The sequence below is a fragment of the Faunimonas sp. B44 genome (assembly GCF_052655945.1).
This window is the reverse complement of sequence record NZ_JBQYEX010000009.1, coordinates 39,138-55,727: the sequence shown is the minus strand read 5'-3', so window position 1 is coordinate 55,727 and position 16,590 is coordinate 39,138. Positions and strand designations below refer to the sequence as shown.

The 16,590-nt window shown below is 68.5% G+C and carries 19 protein-coding genes and 1 tRNA gene; 7 read left to right on the top strand and 13 right to left on the bottom strand.

Annotated features, from left to right (window positions below; genetic code table 11):
• Nucleotides 1-55 precede the first annotated feature (55 nt).
• From ACUN0C_RS15220 to ACUN0C_RS15200, 5 genes are read left to right on the top strand one after another with little or no spacing between them, the layout of a single operon-like run.
• Nucleotides 56-1,150, top strand: coding sequence for a phage major capsid protein (locus ACUN0C_RS15220; RefSeq protein WP_445467240.1), 1,095 nt, complete (start codon nucleotides 56-58; stop codon nucleotides 1,148-1,150).
• Nucleotides 1,147-1,437 carry a hypothetical protein gene (locus tag ACUN0C_RS15215; protein ID WP_445467239.1) on the top strand — a complete coding sequence of 97 codons (291 nt, stop codon included), beginning with the start codon at nucleotides 1,147-1,149 and terminating at the stop codon, nucleotides 1,435-1,437. The genes ACUN0C_RS15220 and ACUN0C_RS15215 overlap by 4 nt, the downstream gene beginning before the upstream one ends.
• A complete protein-coding gene (locus ACUN0C_RS15210; protein ID WP_445467238.1) occupies nucleotides 1,434-1,634 on the top strand; it encodes a hypothetical protein in 201 nt (66 codons plus the stop codon). Before ACUN0C_RS15215 ends, ACUN0C_RS15210 begins: the two co-directional genes overlap by 4 nt.
• The gene (locus ACUN0C_RS15205; RefSeq protein WP_445467237.1) at nucleotides 1,619-1,951 is read left to right on the top strand and encodes an HNH endonuclease; all 333 of its coding nucleotides are present in this window, start codon (nucleotides 1,619-1,621) and stop codon (nucleotides 1,949-1,951) included. The genes ACUN0C_RS15210 and ACUN0C_RS15205 overlap by 16 nt, the downstream gene beginning before the upstream one ends.
• Nucleotides 1,920-2,345 carry a hypothetical protein gene (locus ACUN0C_RS15200; protein ID WP_445467236.1) on the top strand — a complete coding sequence of 142 codons (426 nt, stop codon included), beginning with the start codon at nucleotides 1,920-1,922 and terminating at the stop codon, nucleotides 2,343-2,345. Before ACUN0C_RS15205 ends, ACUN0C_RS15200 begins: the two co-directional genes overlap by 32 nt.
• Before the next feature lie 277 nt (nucleotides 2,346-2,622).
• Here the strand turns inward: ACUN0C_RS15200 and ACUN0C_RS15195 are convergent, their stop codons facing one another.
• From ACUN0C_RS15195 to ACUN0C_RS15180, 4 genes are all read right to left on the bottom strand, one after another.
• The gene (locus ACUN0C_RS15195) at nucleotides 2,623-3,327 is read right to left on the bottom strand and encodes a hypothetical protein (RefSeq protein ID WP_445467235.1); all 705 of its coding nucleotides are present in this window, start codon (nucleotides 3,325-3,327) and stop codon (nucleotides 2,623-2,625) included.
• On the bottom strand, nucleotides 3,324-4,514 hold the full coding sequence (locus ACUN0C_RS15190; protein WP_445467234.1) for a GSCFA domain-containing protein: 1,191 nt from the start codon (nucleotides 4,512-4,514) through the stop codon (nucleotides 3,324-3,326). The genes ACUN0C_RS15195 and ACUN0C_RS15190 overlap by 4 nt, the downstream gene beginning before the upstream one ends.
• Nucleotides 4,515-4,712: 198 nt before the next feature.
• Nucleotides 4,713-4,789: transfer RNA gene (locus tag ACUN0C_RS15185), tRNA-Arg, on the bottom strand.
• A 101-nt stretch (nucleotides 4,790-4,890) separates the two neighbouring features.
• Nucleotides 4,891-5,883, bottom strand: coding sequence for a UDP-glucuronic acid decarboxylase family protein (locus ACUN0C_RS15180; protein WP_445467233.1), 993 nt, complete (start codon nucleotides 5,881-5,883; stop codon nucleotides 4,891-4,893).
• 55 nt (nucleotides 5,884-5,938) lie between these two features.
• Here ACUN0C_RS15180 and ACUN0C_RS15175 point away from each other — a divergent pair, with 55 nt between their 5' ends.
• A complete protein-coding gene (locus tag ACUN0C_RS15175; RefSeq protein ID WP_445467232.1) occupies nucleotides 5,939-6,844 on the top strand; it encodes a thermonuclease family protein in 906 nt (301 codons plus the stop codon).
• On the top strand, nucleotides 6,834-8,282 hold the full coding sequence (locus ACUN0C_RS15170; protein WP_445467231.1) for a M48 family metalloprotease: 1,449 nt from the start codon (nucleotides 6,834-6,836) through the stop codon (nucleotides 8,280-8,282). Before ACUN0C_RS15175 ends, ACUN0C_RS15170 begins: the two co-directional genes overlap by 11 nt.
• A 49-nt stretch (nucleotides 8,283-8,331) precedes the next feature.
• On the opposite strand, the gene ACUN0C_RS15165 is transcribed toward ACUN0C_RS15170, so the two are convergent.
• From ACUN0C_RS15165 to ACUN0C_RS15125, 9 genes are all read right to left on the bottom strand, one after another.
• The gene (locus ACUN0C_RS15165) at nucleotides 8,332-8,850 is read right to left on the bottom strand and encodes an RNA pyrophosphohydrolase (protein WP_445467230.1); all 519 of its coding nucleotides are present in this window, start codon (nucleotides 8,848-8,850) and stop codon (nucleotides 8,332-8,334) included.
• Nucleotides 8,847-9,959, bottom strand: a complete 1,113-nt coding sequence (locus tag ACUN0C_RS15160) for a divergent polysaccharide deacetylase family protein (protein WP_445467229.1) — start codon at nucleotides 9,957-9,959, stop codon at nucleotides 8,847-8,849. The genes ACUN0C_RS15165 and ACUN0C_RS15160 overlap by 4 nt, the downstream gene beginning before the upstream one ends.
• Nucleotides 9,960-10,007: 48 nt before the next feature.
• Complete coding sequence (locus ACUN0C_RS15155) at nucleotides 10,008-11,417, bottom strand: S41 family peptidase (RefSeq protein WP_445467228.1); 1,410 nt, start codon at nucleotides 11,415-11,417, stop codon at nucleotides 10,008-10,010.
• On the bottom strand, nucleotides 11,414-12,799 hold the full coding sequence (locus ACUN0C_RS15150; RefSeq protein WP_445467227.1) for a murein hydrolase activator EnvC family protein: 1,386 nt from the start codon (nucleotides 12,797-12,799) through the stop codon (nucleotides 11,414-11,416). The genes ACUN0C_RS15155 and ACUN0C_RS15150 overlap by 4 nt, the downstream gene beginning before the upstream one ends.
• 48 nt (nucleotides 12,800-12,847) lie before the next feature.
• Nucleotides 12,848-13,330 (bottom strand): 23S rRNA (pseudouridine(1915)-N(3))-methyltransferase RlmH, encoded by a 483-nt coding sequence (rlmH, locus tag ACUN0C_RS15145; RefSeq protein ID WP_445467226.1) that lies wholly within the window; start codon nucleotides 13,328-13,330, stop codon nucleotides 12,848-12,850.
• A gap of 4 nt (nucleotides 13,331-13,334) precedes the next feature.
• Nucleotides 13,335-13,724 (bottom strand): ribosome silencing factor, encoded by a 390-nt coding sequence (rsfS, locus tag ACUN0C_RS15140; protein WP_445467298.1) that lies wholly within the window; start codon nucleotides 13,722-13,724, stop codon nucleotides 13,335-13,337.
• A 123-nt stretch (nucleotides 13,725-13,847) separates the two neighbouring features.
• Entirely contained in the window at nucleotides 13,848-14,477 is a 630-nt protein-coding gene (locus ACUN0C_RS15135) for a nicotinate-nucleotide adenylyltransferase (protein ID WP_445467225.1), read from the bottom strand.
• Complete coding sequence (locus ACUN0C_RS15130; RefSeq protein ID WP_445467297.1) at nucleotides 14,474-15,772, bottom strand: glutamate-5-semialdehyde dehydrogenase; 1,299 nt, start codon at nucleotides 15,770-15,772, stop codon at nucleotides 14,474-14,476. Before ACUN0C_RS15130 ends, ACUN0C_RS15135 begins: the two co-directional genes overlap by 4 nt.
• Nucleotides 15,773-15,867: 95 nt before the next feature.
• On the bottom strand, nucleotides 15,868-16,506 hold the full coding sequence (locus tag ACUN0C_RS15125) for a hypothetical protein (RefSeq protein ID WP_445467224.1): 639 nt from the start codon (nucleotides 16,504-16,506) through the stop codon (nucleotides 15,868-15,870).
• Between the last annotated feature and the right edge of the window lie 84 nt (nucleotides 16,507-16,590).

Genomic DNA, 16,590 nt, shown 5'->3' with positions numbered 1-16,590 from the left:
GACACGGCCTCTCGCGCGCGCGTAGTTTCGGGACAGAACAGGAGTCCCGAAACCTATGAAAGCAGCAATTTCAATTCCGAGGACAACGCCTGATACGGCCGGGTTGATGCTTTGGGCGAAGTCACTCGCGTTGTCGGGTGGGCGGATTCACGAGGCAGTACGAATTGCCGAGCAAGTCGGCGCGCCGGAAAGCGTCAAGCGAGCGATGACGCTCGGCGGCGGAAGTATCGATGCGATCGTGAAAGGCGGAATGTCTATCAGCGAGGGTTCCGCCGAGGGCATTGTCGCCGCAAGGCAGATCGCAACATCCTTCGCAGCGTCCCTCCGAAATTCCTCGATATTCTTCGGGCTGCTCGAATCGGGCGCGATGACGCGCGTCCCGCTCAGAACCCGGTTTTCCAGCACGACAGCGCGCGCGACCGCATTCGTCAGTGGCGAAGGTTCAGCAACTCCCATCTCGCGGCTGGAAATTGCCGGCGATCTCGTCGATCTTCAAAGGGCTGCGGGCTTCATCATCTTGAGCCGGGAGCTACTGGAGTCGGCCGGTTCGGCCGCTGAAGCGTTCCTCAGTCGCGAGTTGAGGCGTGCCATGGCGGCAGTGGTCGACGAGGGGCTCCTCAACACGATCGTCGATTCCGGCACGGCTGCCTTCCCTTCGGCTGGCGCTGATGCCGATGCGGCGCTGGAGGACATCCGCGGATTGGCTGAAGCGGTCAACCTCACAGCCGAATCGCGACCCATGTTCGGCCTGGCGCCCGACGTGGCGCGGAACGCGGCGCTTCTCTACGGCTCGGGAGGCTCGAAAATCTTCCCGGCCTTCGGCCTGGCGGGCGGGACCATCCTGGACGTGCCGGCGATTGTGACCGACGGCCTCCCGGCCGGAACGCTGGCGCTATTCGATGGCGCCAAGCTCGGCGGCGACCTTGAAACCATGTCGGTGACAGCATCCGCCGATACGACATTGACGCTGTCGGATACGCCGACGATGGACTCGACCACGCCGACTGCGACCGAAGTTGTCTCGCTCTACCAAACGGACTGCATCGCCGTCCTGGCGAGCTGCTGGTTCGGCGCCCGGCGCCTGGACCCTTCGGCGGTCGCCCTCGTGAACAATGTCGCATGGGGCGAGGCGGAGGGCTCGGGAACATGAAGGTTCTGTTTGACGCTCTCCGGCGCGGTGAAGTTCTCACTGACGAAGAGGCCGTGACTGCTGCCGCAGCCTACGGACTCAAGATGACGGCTTCGATGTCTCCGGCTGACGCGCGCGCGGCGGTCACGCTCCGCGAAGTGGAGAGGATGTTCGCCGAGAACCACGTCCTCGAGCTCAACCAAGCGAACATGCGGGAAAAGGCGCTGGCGGCTCGCATCGCCGCGCTCGAAAAGATGGCCGAGAAGCCGCGGAAGCGGGTGCCGGCCGGCCGGGGAGCCTCGACGTGACCACGACGACCGCCGACATAGTCCAGGTCGACGCCGTGCTCTGCGAGGATGGCCGCTGCGTCATGCTGATGGGACACGTCGACGGCGAGGACGCTGCTTTCGTCGCGACCTTCCCGCTCCCGGTCCCGATCACCGAAGACGAGTTCCTCCACGCCGAATGGGCTGCGCTTCAGAACGTGCCGTGGAGGCGAACGTGAGAACGTCGTGGTCGCACGAGCCGAAGCCCGGACAGGTCGAGCGGGTTCGCGGCCGAAAGGGCGTGAAGCTCCGGCAGCGGATCAAGCAGGAGGAACCGCTCTGCCGTGAGTGCCTGGCGCGCGGTCACGTCTCGCCGGCCGAGCACGTCGACCACATCGTGCCGCTGGCGCAAGGCGGCACGAACGAGCGGGGGGGGCTGTCGAAAGTCTGTGGTCGTCGGTTGGACACCTGCGGGCGTCCCGGCAAAATCATAAACTGCCAGAATTTCGAGGAGACCGAACCAAATGGGCACACGAGGCCGCCGCTCTTCCGCTGAACTCACCCTCGCGCCCGTCGTCCTCGCCGAGCGGCGCCCCTCGCCGCCGCCGTCACTGACCGATGCCGAGGCGGCGGTGTGGGTGGATGTCGTCGGCGCGATGCCCGCAACCTGGTTCACGAAAGCCGCCCGGCCGGTCCTCGTGAACTACGTCCGGCACGTCGTCCGCGGTGAACTCCTGGCTCAGCAGGTGGCGGCGTTCGATCCTGACTGGCTCGGCGTCGAGGGCGGGCTTGACCGCCTCGACAAGCTGCTCAGGATGGCCGAGCGCGAGACGAAGGCGGCGACGGCATGCGCGCGCGCCTTGCGGCTAACCCCGCAATCGCAGATCCTTCCCCGCACCGCAGGTACGGCGGTCGCCCGGCAACCCGACGGCCCTAGACCCTGGGAATAGGAGGCACGATGCTCGCATCAATCTTCAGCTACGGCCTCGCGCTCGCGGCGGCGATATTCTTGCTTGGGATCGCGACCGGCCTGCTGTGAGCGTGACGCTGTAACCGAAGTCACCCGCAACGGTTCGCTCGCCACGTCGACACTGGCGATTTCCGCGGATAGGTCCCCTTGGCAACCTCGCTGTGAGCGTCAGTCCGTCTGCCGCGCAGTCGACCCGCGTTGTCGGCCGAGGTGTGGACCGAGAAAATCGTCCCCATGAGCCGGATTCAGACCATGCGTTACCCATGCGCAAGGAGACGCGGCACTAACTCCTCATTGAGGACTGCCGTCCAGTAGTCGCCATTCATGTGTATACCGTCCCCGCGGTCGAACTCGGGCCTGGTCGCGAGGTCGTCGGTGACCAAGTAGATCGGTGGTTCGATAAGAACGAGGCGTTGCGCCTTGCAGAACGCGCGGATGCGCTGGAAATAGGCCTGCTTCATCCACAGCGGGGTCGCGCGGTGCTCGGCCCGCGTCGGGTGAGGGTCGTGGATCAGGTAGACGGGACACGAGGCGAGCTGCAGAATCTGATCGAGCGGCTCGTTGTAAAATGGCGAGTCGTCCCAAACCCTTTTGCCATTCAGAGTGTCCCATTTCTTCTTGCCGGTCAGGGTTATGGGGATGTGCCGCAGGATCTCCTCGACCACGGCCGTCGATAATTCGGTCGGTCCACTGTACGCGCGCATGATCTGAACGTACTGCCCGACGAACACGATCGCATCGTAGTTCGTGAGGTCGCGAGGACGATCGCCAACGCCGCCGCCCTGCACGACCGAGCCGCTGACGACGAACTGTCGCCCCGCAGCAGTCGCCTCTTCGAAGCGTGGACCAGCAGTTTCCATAAAGTCTGGTTCCCAGTCGGACAATTCGGCGCCGTGGATCGCGCTGATTATCGCCTTTGCATTCGCGAGATGCGAACCGCCGCACCACAGGAGGCGCTTCATGGCCCGAACGCCTCCAGGAGGGCCTCTTCGCAGACGACATCATCCTCGTCGTCAGGCACGACCGGCGCAGTGGTTTCGGCCGAGACGGGCCGGGACGCCGCGCCGTGGGAGGCTAAAAAGGTGCTCATCACCACGTCGACACCCGCAGGGGTGACAGAACGCAGGTTGGAAGCGAAGAAGCCGCCCCGCGCGGCGGGGTTCGTGATGATCTCGTATGAGGGGAAGTAGTCCACCCGCTGGATGGACTCCGTGAGGGTCGCGGCGACGGAGCGGAGACGCGCCTTCGACAGCGTCGTAGCAGCGAGCACGTGTTGTCCGCTTGCTGTTGCTGTCAGAGGGACCGGCGAGACGGTAAGGAGCACGTTGAAAGGGCGCTTCCCGCGAAGGTCCAAGACGAGCCGCATGAACAGTCGGAAGTCCCGCACCATCTCCGCATGGTCGAAGTTCACGAATTCGAATCGGCTCGGATCAAACCGGCCGGCGATCACGCCTGGCGCAGTCGGAAAGACCGTCCCGGTTTTCTTGTCGCGCCAGGCCTCGGTGAGGCCGAGCGTGAACACGAAGAACTGCATCCGGGAGAACATCTCCCGGACCGCGGCAAGGTGATGAACACGCTGGGCAACAACCTCCTCGGCTGTCGGCAGGCCGTTCGGCTCCACGGCAGGCCGCAACGCATCGTAGAAGCGCCCTTCCTTCTCCCAGACGATTTCCTCGGCTCGGCGGGCACCGGTGGCCTCCTCGGCGAGCTGGAGTAGCTGCCGCACCGTATAGATGTTGCCGTAGCGGGCGGAGTATGTGGCGTAGCCGTATCGGGCACACTGGTCCGCCAGCAGGCCTCGGGGCGGCGGCTCCGTGTCGAGCACGCGATGGCCGGCTTTGCCAAGCGCGCGCGCAACGTGCTGCGCGAAGCAGCTACCGGCCGTGGCGACGGGCATCTTCGAAGTGAGGCGGACCTTCGGCGTGTAGATGTTCGCGATCTCGGCTGCAGGCGTCCCCGCGACAGCGGTCGACCAGAATGCAGCGGACGGCAGGTCGGCGTAGGGGTGCGGGCTCTTCACAACCTGATCCATGACGATCGCCTCCGTTGTAACTATGCTCGTCGATACCGGGACGGCACTCTTGCCGATCGAGCCGCCTTTTGTCGACGCCGCCCCCTCAATCCACGAGACCAACTTGGTGAACCCCATGATGCACATGAAGCGCTCGCCCGCGAGCGGCTGTAGGTCGAAGCGCGAGGAATGGCAATTAGGCCGGGCACTCCCGAGGGGACCATTGGCGCGTGCGCAGAAGGGAGCTTGGGCGCCTTCTTGTTAGCCGGACGTTAGCCTGTCGATGTCAGGCCGCCGCCCAGGCGGCAACAGTATCATCTAACCTGCTGGATTTGTTGGTGACCCCGACAGGATTCGAACCTGTGACCCTCAGATTAGGAATCTGATGCTCTATCCTACTGAGCTACGGGGCCTCAGCAGCGTGGGCCATAGGTAAAGAAGGCGTCGCCGCCTGACAAGGCGAAGGCGGTTTCCGCCCGGCGGGGAAAAAGGCATTGCGAATGCCCGCTTGGTGTCAGGTCGCGGCCCTCAAACCGCGCGAGGGTTCGCCCGCATCGGCGTCCGCCATCGCATTGCGGAAATAAGCGATTGTCCGCTTGAGGCCCGCCTCGAGCTCGACCGTCGGCTCCCAGCCGAGGAGCTCGCGGGCGCGGGCGATGTCCGGCCGGCGCTGGCGCGGATCGTCCTGCGGCAAGGGCCGGAGCACGATCTCAGAGGCGGAGCCCGTATACCGGATCGCGAGCTCGGCGAGTTCCCGGATGGTGAACTCGCGCGGATTGCCGAGATTGATGGGGCCGGTCACGTCTGCGGGGGATTCCATCAGCCGGATCAGGCCCTCGATCAGGTCAGAGACGTAGCAGAAAGAACGCGTCTGCTTCCCGCTGCCGTAGACCGTGATAGGCTCGCCCCGCAGCGCCTGCACGACGAAGTTCGAGACGACGCGGCCGTCGTTCGGGTGCATGCGCGGGCCGTAGGTGTTGAAGATGCGGGCAACCTTGATGTTGACCCCGTGCTGGCGGTTGTAGTCGAAGAACAGGGTTTCGGCGCAGCGCTTGCCCTCGTCGTAGCAGGAGCGCGGGCCGATCGGGTTGACACGGCCCCAGTAATCCTCGGTCTGCGGGTGGACCTCGGGGTCGCCGTAGACCTCGCTGGTGGAGGCCTGCAGGATGGGCGCCTTCAGGCGTTTCGCGAGCCCCAGCATGTTGATGGCGCCGTGGATGCTCGTCTTGGTGGTCTGCACCGGGTCGTGCTGGTAGTGGACCGGGCTTGCGGGACAAGCCAGATTGTAGATCTCGTCGACCTCGACGAAGAGCGGGAAGGTTATGTCGTGGCGCATCACCTCGAAGCGCGGGTCGGAGAGGAGATGCGTTACGTTGAGCCGCGAGCCCGTGAAGAAGTTGTCCACGCAGAGCACCTCGTGCCCGCGCGCGAGCAGCGCCTCGCAGAGATGCGAGCCGAGGAAGCCGGCGCCGCCGGTGACCAGCACCCGCTTGTGTGATCGCTGCATGGAGAATGCCTTTCCGAGCCGGCCGAGACGAAACCACCATAGGAACGCCGCTGGGGTGGAGCAATGTTCCCTCAGCCGGCGCAAGACGTCGTCCGGCGGCTTCGCGGCGGCGGGCCGGCGAGCCGCGATCGGCGCGGCGCTGTGCATCCTGGGACTTGTCAGCGGTCCGCACGCGGCGGTCTCGTCGCCGGTCGAGTGCGCCGCCGGACTCGCCCGCGGACTCGCCGTCGACGCAGCAGACGCGCGCACGCTGCGCCTCGAGGACGGCCGCCTTCTGCGCCTCGAGGGAATCGAGCCGTTCTCGCTGCTCGAGCCCGATCTCGCGGATGCGGAGCAGAAAGCCGCCCGAGCGCTCGCCGAGCTCGGCCTCGGGCCGGTGCGCTACCGGGCGGTCGCCCGCAAGCCGGACCGCTACGGCCGGACGCGCGCGCTGGTCTTCACCGCCGACGGCTTCCTCAACGCGCGCCTGGCGGAGGAAGGCCTCTTCGTCGCGGTCCCGCCGCTCGACCACAATGCCTGCGTCGCCGAGACGATGGCGGCGGAGGAGCGTGGCCGGCGGGCGAAGAAGGGCTTCTGGGAGAACGGGGCGCGCCGTTTCGTGCGGCGCCCGAGCGACGTCCGAGGCGGCGTGACGGACTTCGTCATCGTGGAAGGCATGATACGGTCTGTTGGAGCCCGCCCCCGGCGTACCTATCTGAATTTCACCGGCGCCCGCGAAGCAGGGCTCTCGGCGGTGATCGAGGGGAAGGACCGTGACCGTTTCGGAAGCGCGGAGGCGATCGACCGGCTTGCCGGCCGCGTCGTCCGCGTGCGCGGATTCCTCTCCGGCGCCGAGCGGCCGGCGCTTTCTGTGCGCTCGCCGCTACAGGTCGAGACTTTCGGCGCCGCCGCTCCCGGCGAGGGTTACGGAGACCTTGATTCGCGTCCGGAAGGAGGGCAAGGCAACCCGCATGGGTTCTAGACTGCTCCTCCTGCTGGCGTCTGCGCTCGCGCTTGCCGGGTGCCAGATGGCCGCCACGCCGTCCGTGCCTCAGCACGTGGAGGCGGTCGCCGTCACGCCGAAGCGCCTGCCGTCGCGCGTCGAGGAAGTGATCGGCCAGCGCGAGAACCCGCGCGTCGTGGCCGAGTATGGCGGCGTCTATTCCAATCCCAAGGTCGAGGCCGCCCTGGTCGGCGTCGTCTCGCGCCTGGTCGCCGCGTCCGACGATCCGTCCCGGCGCTACAAGGTGACCATCCTCAACTCGCCGATCGCCAATGCCTTCGCCCTGCCGGGCGGCTATCTCTACGTCACGCGCGGCCTGCTGGCGCTCACCAACGACAGTTCGGAGCTCGCCGCCGTGCTCGCCCACGAGATCGCCCACGTGATCGCGAACCACGCGCTGGCGCGCGCACGCATCATCGAGCAGGCGGACATCGTGGAGAAGGTGGCGACCGACGTCCTCAGCGACCCCTCGGCGCAGCAGGCGGCGCGCAGCCGATCGCGGCTCGGCCTCGCCCAGTTCTCGCGCGACCAGGAGGTCGAGGCTGACCGGATCGGGATCATGATCTCCGGCCGGGCCGGGTTCGACCCCTTCGCGGCCTCGCGTTTCCTCAACAGCCTGGAGCGGTATGCCGAGTTCCGCTCGGCCATCGGCAGCCGCAACGACGCCAAGAGCTTCCTCGCGTCCCATCCGGCAGCGCTGGAACGCCGCGAGCTCGCCATCAAGGCGGCCCGCCAGTTCGGCGCTCCGGGGATCGGCAAGCAGGACCGCGACGCCTACCTGATGGCGCTCGACGGGATCATCTACGGCGACGATCCGGCGGAAGGCTTCACGCGCGGCCGCGAATACCTGCATCCGCGACTCTCCATAGGCTTCCGCGTGCCTACGGCGTTCCGGCTGGAGAACACCAAGGAGGCGGTTCTGGCGGCGGCCGGCCAGAACACCGCGATGCGGTTCGACGGCGTGACCGCCGACCCCAACACCTCGCCGGCCGACTACCTCGCCTCCGGCTGGGTGAACGGGCTGGTCGAAGGCTCGATCCGCGAGACGACCGTGAACGGCCTGCCGGCCGCAACCGCCGAGGCCCAGGCGGGCGACTGGTTCTTCCGGATCGGCGCGATCCGCGTCGGGACCAGCATGTACCGCATGATCTTCGCCGACCGCTCGAGCGACGAGACGATCGCCGCCGCGCTCGACGAGACGCTCGGCACGTTCAAGCGGCTCACGCCCGCCGACGTGGCGCGGCTACGTCCCCTCACGATCAGCATCGTGACCGCGAAGTCCGGCGACACGGTCGCGAGCCTCGCCGCCCGCATGCAGGGAACCGAGCGCCGGCTCGAGCTCTTCAGGCTCCTGAACGGGCTGGACGCCCAGGCCACGATCGAGCCTGGCCAGAAGGTGAAGCTGACCGTCGGCTGACCGCCCTCAGGCGCCGTCCTCAGGCACCGACCGGCTTCAGGCACCCTCCTCAGGCACCGGCCGGCGCGCCCGCCGCGAACGGCGCGAACTCGACCGCGACGCGCTCGTAGACGGGCCGCTTGAACGGAATCACCAGCGCGGGGACGCGCGCGAGCGGCTCCCACCGCCAGTCGCTGAACTCGGCCTTGTGGCCGCCGGGCGCCGCGACGTCGATCTCGTCCTCGTCGCCCTCGAAGCGGAAGGCGAACCATTTCTGCGTCTGGCCACGATAACGGCCGCCCCAGACGCTGGCCGCGGCGGCTCCCGGCAGGTCGTAGCAGAGCCAGTCCGGCGCCTCCCGGAGCAGCGCGACGGACCTGATGCCGGTCTCCTCGAACAGCTCGCGGACGGCGGCCTCGTAGGGGCTCTCGCCCGGGTCGATGCCGCCTTGCGGCATCTGCCACTGGAACCGGCTGCCGTCGGTCTCGACGCTCCCTTTCCGCCGGCCGATGAAGACCCGACCGGCCGGGTTGAACACCGCCAACCCGACGCAGCGCCGGTACGACGGATGAAGCGGATCGACCGTCATTCCGATTGGGCTAGGGCAGCGCTGATCGGGACGAAGGTGATGCCCCGCGCTTCGGCCTGCGGGATCCATTCGGCCAGGCCGGCGATGGAAGCGGGAAAGGCACTGGCGATGCCGACGGCAAGGCCGCGCTGACGGGCAAGCCGCTCCAGGTCGAGAAGCTGCCGCGCAATCGCCGCCGGCGAGCGGTCGGCATCGACGATCCGGTCCGCCACCACCACCGGCGCATCGATCTCCTCGCCGAGGTCGCGCGCGAGGCTGTGCGGCGACGACCCGTCGTCGACATAGGCGAGACCGCGGCCGGCGACCTCGCCGAGCAGCGACCGCATGGCCATCTCGTCGCTGGTGAACCGGGCGCCCATGTAGTTCATGACGGCGGTGTAGCTGGTGATCCGGCTCATCACCCAGTGCAGGTCGCGCATGTTCGACTCGATGTCGGCGCCCGTCAGGAGCGTGTGCTCGCCGGGATCGGTGTCAGGGTAGCCGACCGGCTCGAGCGGCACCTGCAGGGCGACCTCGTGCCCGGCCTCCCGCGCGCGCGTGACCCAGCGCCCGAGGCTGCTGCCGTAGGGCGCGAAGGCGAGCGTGACGTCCTCGGGAAGGCGCTGGATCGCGTCCTGCGTGCCGGTCTGGCTGATACCGAGGCCGCCCAGCACGATCGCGATGCGCGGGCCCTGGACCGCGGCCGCGGGCCGCGAATAGGCGTCGATGGGGCGGAGGCCGTCCTCGGCGATCTGCGGCAGGGGCCCGAACCGGCTCTCCTCGATCAGGCGGTCGAGGGGCTGCGAACCCGCGCGCACGAGCCCCGGCGACGGCGAGCCGGCGAATGCCACGGCGAGGCGACCGGCATCGGCGGCCGGCGGCTCGGGTCGATGCGTGGCGCGGCGCGGCTGGCCCAGGGCGGCGGTGGTCGGCGGTTCGGCCTCGGTGATCGGCACGGCGATCCTGAATCGGCCGCCTTCCGGCTCGTCGACCACGGCGACCCAGACCAGCGCGATCGCGGCGACAAGGCCGGCAAGGGTCAGGATGACGGGAACGATCGCACCGCCGACCGGCCGGCGGGTCCGGCGGCCGGGATGCCGTAACGGCCGATTGAGATCGTTAGCCTGCATTCACCCCTGACAAGGATCCGGCGGGCGATTCGCCCGCCGGCCGATTCGTCAGTTAGGTATACCCTGTGACGGGCTCGCCGGGAATCGGCTGTTCACCTGGATGCCGCGGAGAAGGTCGAAGGCGTAGATCAGCTGCTTGTCGTCCTTCGGATCGGGCGGGATGTAGGCCGACGATCCGCCGCCCCCGGCCTCGTTCTCGCCGTCTTCCTCCGCGGCGGCATCGGCCTGGTCCTGCGCCGCAGCCTCCTCGTTCGCCTTCTTCTCGAGCGCCTTGCGCTCCTCCTCGCTGAGGAGGTGGCCCCGAAGACGCGCCTCGCTCGTGGTGTCGACCTTGCCCTTCAGCTCGTCCGGGATGTCCTGCACGATCTCGATGTCGGGATCGATGCCCTTCGCCTGGATGGAGCGTCCCGCGGGCGTGTAGTAGCGCGCCGTGGTGAGGCGGATCGCCCCGTCGCGGCCGAGCGGGATGATCGTCTGGACGGAGCCCTTGCCGAAGGACCGCGTCCCGACCACCGTGGCACGGCGATGATCCTGCAGGGCGCCGGCCACGATCTCGGACGCGGAGGCCGAACCGCCGTTGACCAGCACGACGATCGGCTTGCCGCTCGTCAGGTCGCCGGCACGCGCCGAGAAGCGCTGCGCATCCTCGGCCTTGCGGCCGCGGGTCGAAACGACCTCGCCCTTGTCGAGGAAGGCGTCGGTGACGGACACCGCCTGGTCGAGAAGCCCGCCGGGATTGTTCCGCAGGTCGACGACGAAGCCCTTCAGCTTGTCTGCCGGCACGCTCTTCCTGATGTCGGCGAGCGCCGTTTCCAGCCCTTCGGAGGTCTGTTCGTTGAACTGGCTGATGCGGACGTAGCCGACATCGTCCTCGACGCGGTACTTGACCGACTTGATGCGGATGATGTCGCGCGTGACCTTCACCTTGAGCGGCTCGTCGGCGCCCTCGCGCCGCACCGTCAGGGTGATGGCGGAGTTCACCGGCCCGCGCATCTTGTCCACCGCCTCGCGCAGCGTGAGGCCCTGGACCTGCTCGCCGTCGAGATGGGTGATGATGTCGCCGGCCAGCACGCCCGCCCGCTGGGCCGGCGTGTCGTCGATCGGGGTCACGACCTTGATGAGATCATTCTCCATCGTGACCTCGATCCCGAGCCCGCCGAACTCGCCGCGGGTCTGCACCTGCATGTCCCGGAAGTTCTTGGCGTTCAGGTAGCTCGAATGGGGATCGAGCGAGGTCAGCATGCCGTCGATCGCCTTCTCGATCAGCTGCGCCTCGTCGGGCTGCTCGACGTAGTTGTTGCGGATGCGCTCGAACACGTCCCCGAACAGGTTGAGCTGCCGGTAGGTGTCCGTTCCCGCAGCGGTCGCATTGCCGAGGCCGGCGACCTGCGAGGCGCTTCCGACGGCGAGGGCGCCGATCACCGCGCCGGCGGCCAGGAGTCCAACTTTCCGCATCATCCTCTCACCTCGTCGTCGCCGTCCCGCCTCCACCAAGGCGTGGGATCGATCGCGCCACCATCCTTACGGAATTCCACATATAGTAATGGTTGGGCAGAATTCGGGTCGAAGTCACCGATGCTCGCAAGTTTTTGCGATCCCATCACTGCGACCGGTTCTCCCGAGAGAACGAACTGACCCAGTGCCGCATCGATCCGTTCCATGCCGGCCAGGACGATATGATAGCCGTCGCCGGCATTCAGTATCAAGACCTGTCCGTAGGTCCGGAACGGGCCGGCATAGACTACCCAGCCGTCGGCCGGCGCCACCACGCTCGAGCCCGGCCGGGCGGCGAGCGAAAGGCCCTGCGCCTTCCCGCCCAGACCGTCCGGAGCGCCGAAGGTCAGGCGGGTCTCGCCCGTCACGGGCTTGGCGAGAAGCCCCTTGGCGTCGGCGAAGCGCACGGTCGGCGCCATCCGGCTCGTGTCCTCCATTCGCCGGCGCGCTTCGGCCTGATCCTTCGGCTTGCTGAGCGCGGCGGTCTTCGCCGCCTCGTCGCGCGCCGAGGCGGCCGCGCCGACCTCCTTCTCGATCGTCCCGATCAGCTGGTTCAGGCTCTCGGCCTTGGCGGCGAGCGCGCCGGCCTTCTCCTGCTCGGCCCTGAGGGCGGCCTCGGTCTGCCGGCGCTGGTCCCGCTTGGTGCGCACCAGCAGGTCGATCCGGCTGCGCTCCTCCCCGAGTGCGGCATAGCGGGCCCTCAGCCGGTCGCGGTCCTGCTGGATCCGGGCGGTCAGTTGCGTCAGTTCCTGCAGATCGGCCGCCAGCGCCTCGGCCTCGACGCGGATGTCCGGAAGCACCGCGCTCGCCAGGATCGACCCGCGGATCGCCGCCAGGGCGTCTTCGGGGCGCGAGACCAGGGCCGGCGGCGGGGTGCGCCCCATCCGCTGCAGGGCCATCAGCACCTCGACGAGGACGCCGCGCCGGTTCTTGAGCGACTGGCGCACGCCGTCTTCGTTGGCGTGCAGCCGCTCGAGGCGCTCCTCGATCGCGGCGATCTCCGATTCCGTCCGCCTCAGCCGCTCGGCAGTCGCGATCAGATCGGCGCTGAGGCGGGCGCGATCGTCCTCGATGCCCGCGATCTCCTCCTGGAGCGCGGCCTGCCGCTTCTCCGAAACCTCGATCGAGCGGCGGATCGATTCCAGCTCCGACTGCCGAACGCGCTTGCGCTCCTCGGCCGTCAGCGCGGCCGCGTCGCTGCCGTCCGGCACGGCTGCCCCGCCCGCAGGGGCCGGATCCGGCGCGGTCCGCGCGGCCTGCGCATGCACGATGCCCGCGACTGGCGCGAGGAGCAGCGCGCCGGCCAAAACGGACAGGACTGGCAGCAGCGGGAGCCGATTCGTCATCTCGTCCAGTTTGCCACCGATTCGATGTGCCGCGTACGGGGCCTGCATTCACGCCCGATGATACGGGTGCCCGGCGATGATCGTCACCGCACGATAGAGCTGTTCGGCGAGCAGAATGCGCACGATCTGGTGCGGCCAGGTCATGCGCCCGAACGAAAGCGTCAGGTCGGCCCGCTTCAGGACGGCGGGGCCGAGGCCGTCGGCGCCGCCGATGACGAACCGCACGCGCTTGCAGCCGGCGTCCGACTGCCTGCGCAACAGAGCGGCGAAGGCCTCGCTCCCCAAGGCCTCGCCCGCCTCGTCGAGGCAGACGAGGAAATCCTCGGCGGCGACGGCGGCGGCGAGCGCGTCGGCTTCCTGCGCCTTGCGGTCGTCGGGCCGGGTGGCGCGGGATTCCGCGAGCTCCGTCACGGCGAAGCCGCGGAAGCCGAAGGCACGGCCGGCCGCGCGGGCGCGGTCGAGATAGCGCCCGCAGAGATCCGCCTCCGGGCCGGACTTCAGCCGCCCGACGGCGAGGAGCGCGATCTCCATCCGCTCAGGCGGTCGCCCGGCGCTCCGAATAGGGCTCGGCCGCCCACATCTTCTCGATGTTGTAGAACTCTCGGACCTCGGGCCGGAAGACGTGGACGATCACCTCGCCGACATCGATCAGGACCCAGTCGCAATGCGGCAGGCCTTCGACCCGGACGGGCCCGAAGCCGGCGGCCTTGAGGTCCTTCACGAGGTGGTCGGCGATCGCCCCGACATGGCGGTGCGAGCGCCCGGAGGTCACGACCATGTGATCCCCGAGGGAGGATTTCGCAGCGATGTCGATCTGGATCGTGTCTTCGGCCTTGGCATCCTCGAGGCTGGCGAGGATGGTTGCCAGAGGGCTGTCCGGGGCATTCAGCGCGCCCGGTATTGCCGCAGAAGGCGTATGGTTCAGGACGCCTTCCTCAGATTGGGCAGTAGTCAGGGTCTGGTCCTCTTTCGTCGTACCCTTGAACGTGGCACCGCGCCACTGCGGTAAGATAGGTGTTCACCCGTGAACAATTCAAGACGCTGAAGTTCAATCGAGCGTTGCTGCTGCGCGCAGTGCCGTCGAGGACACAGGCGTGCGCGGGCCGTTGAGGAATGTCCAGGCCGGCGGCGCGAGATCGGCGAGGACGTGGCTCGCCGCCTCCGGGATGCGCGCGCGGGCGTATTTCTGCGCGGCGCGGGCCGAGAGCGCGGCGGCGAGCGTGCCGGGACGGTTGACCACCGCGACCGGCATGGTCTCGAAGATCGCGTCGTAGCGCTCCCAGCGGTCGAACTGCACGAGGTTGTCGCTGCCCATCACCCAGACGAAGCGGGTCAGCGGGAAGCGGGCGGCGAGCCAGGCCACGAGATCCGCCGTGTAGCGCGTCCCGATCTCGGCCTCCATGCCGGTCACGGCGATCAGCGGGCTGCGCGCCACCGCCGCCGCCCGCGCCATGCGCGCCTCGAGCGAAGGCAGCCCGCCGACCTCTTTCAGCGGATTGCCGGGCGTGACGACCCACCAGATGCGGTCGAGCGACAGGCGGCGGAACGCCATCAGGCTGACGTGCCGGTGGCCTTCGTGCGGCGGGTTGAACGAGCCGCCGTAGAGCCCGATGCGCTGGCCTGCGCCGTGCGGCGGCGGCCCGCGAAAGATCCGGCTCGCGCGCGTCGGCGTGTTCAAGGACGGGTCTGGCCCGTCCCGCGCACGCGGTACTTGAAGCTCGTCAGCTGCTCGACGCCGACCGGCCCCCGCGCGTGCATCTTGCCGGTGGCGATGCCGATCTCCGCGCCCATCCCGAACTCGCCGCCATCGGCGAACTGGGTGGAGGCGTTGTGCAGGACGATCGCCGAATCGACCTCGCTCATGAAGCGCTCGGCGGCGGCCGCGTCGTCGGTCACGATCGCGTCGGTGTGGTGCGATCCGTGGGTGGCGACGTGCCGGATCGCCGCGTCGAGCCCGTGAACGACCTTCACCGCGATGATTGCGTCGAGGTATTCGGCGTGCCAGTCCGTCTCGCTCGCCGCCTTCGCCTGCGGCAGCGCGGCACGCGTCCGCTCGTCGCCGCGGATCTCGCAGCCGGCGGCGGACAAGGCTTCCACGAGCGGCTTCAGATGCGTGTCCGCGATCGCCGCGTCGACGAGCAGCGTCTCGGCGGCGCCGCAGATGCCCGTTCGCCGCATCTTGGCGTTGACGACGATCCGCTTCGCCATGTCGAGGTCGGCAGGCCCATGCACATAGACGTGGCAGACGCCCTCCAGATGCGCGAAGACCGGCACGCGCGCCTCCTCCTGGACGCGCGCCACGAGGCTCTTGCCGCCGCGCGGCACGATCACGTCGATGGCGCCGTCGAGGCCGCGCAGCATCGCGCCGACGGCGGCGCGGTCGGTGGTGGGGACGAGCTGGATCGCCGCCTCCGGCAATCCGGCCGCCCGCAGCCCCTCGACGAGGCAGGCATGGATCGCGGCGGACGTCCGGTGCGTATCGGAGCCGCCGCGCAGGATGACCGCATTGCCCGCCTTGAGGCAGAGCCCGCCGGCATCGGCCGTGACGTTGGGGCGGCTCTCGAAGATCACGCCGACGACGCCGATCGGCGTGCGCACGCGCTCGATGCGGAGCCCGTTCGAGCGATCCCATGCGGCGATCACGCTGCCGACCGGATCGGGGAGCGCGGCGATCGCCTCCAGCGAAGCGGCGATCCCTTCGATGCGGCCCGGGTCGAGCGTGCCGCGGTCGATCATGGCGCCGCTCGCGCCGCCGGCGCGCATCGCGGCGACGTCCCCGGCATTGGCCGCCAGCAGCGCGGCCTGGCTGCGCCGGAGCGCCGCGGCCGCTTCCTTCAGCGCGCGGTCCTTGGCTTCGGTCGGGGCCGTGGCGAGCGTCGCGGCCGCCCGCCTCGCATCGGCGCCGATCCGGCGCATGACCGCTTCGACGGCTTCCGTTTCGGCTATGGCGTGAGCGCCGCGGCTCGCTTGCATCGTCATCTCGAGGGCCGGTCTTCGCTGTTGCGGCCCCTATAGCGCAGCGCGCCGGCGCTGTCGCGTCCGGCGCGCGGCCTGCCTTCGCGGATGCTTCAGCGGTGCGCGTGCTGCTGGTGACCGCCGCCCTTGTGGTGGGCGCAGCTGACCGTCGGATTGAACTGGGCGAAGACGCCGTCCGGATTGTCCCGCCAGATCCAGACGTGGCGGTCGTAATGCGGCTCGAACATGTGCGCCTCGTCGAGCGGCGTCGCCGGATCGTCGACCATGCTGTCGTAGGCGACGCCCTGGAACGAGGGCGGCGCGTCGTGGCCCGCTTCCTTCCACGCCTTCGCGAAGACGAGGTTCTCGACGGCGACGAGCTCGAGCGAGCCATCCGCCTGCGGCTCGTAGATGAGCACCGACGGCTGCAGGAAATCCGTATGCGTGCCGTTCCCGTCCACGCGCGGATTGGGCGGGGCGGTGATGCCGAGGAGATCCGGGCGGAAGAAGTGGATGCCCATGGCGCCCCGCTCTGCCGGCTGGCCCATAATCTCCGCCGTCTCGCAGATGTCGCCGGGATCGCGCATGAAGCCCTCGGCGAGCGCGACGTTGACGTCGCGATACTTCTCCGTGGCCGCGCGGACCTGATCGAGCGTGGGCTCGCCAAGCGGATCGCACAATTCGTGGGCCAGCGCGCCGGTGGCGGAAAGCAGCGCGAGCACGGCGGCCATCGTCCTGAACTTCGAAGTCATGATCGTTCCTCCAGATTCCCGTGCGGGCCGCCCGATCGTGAAGGAGGGCAGCCGCTCCGAATGGAATGGCGGGCGATCTAGGCT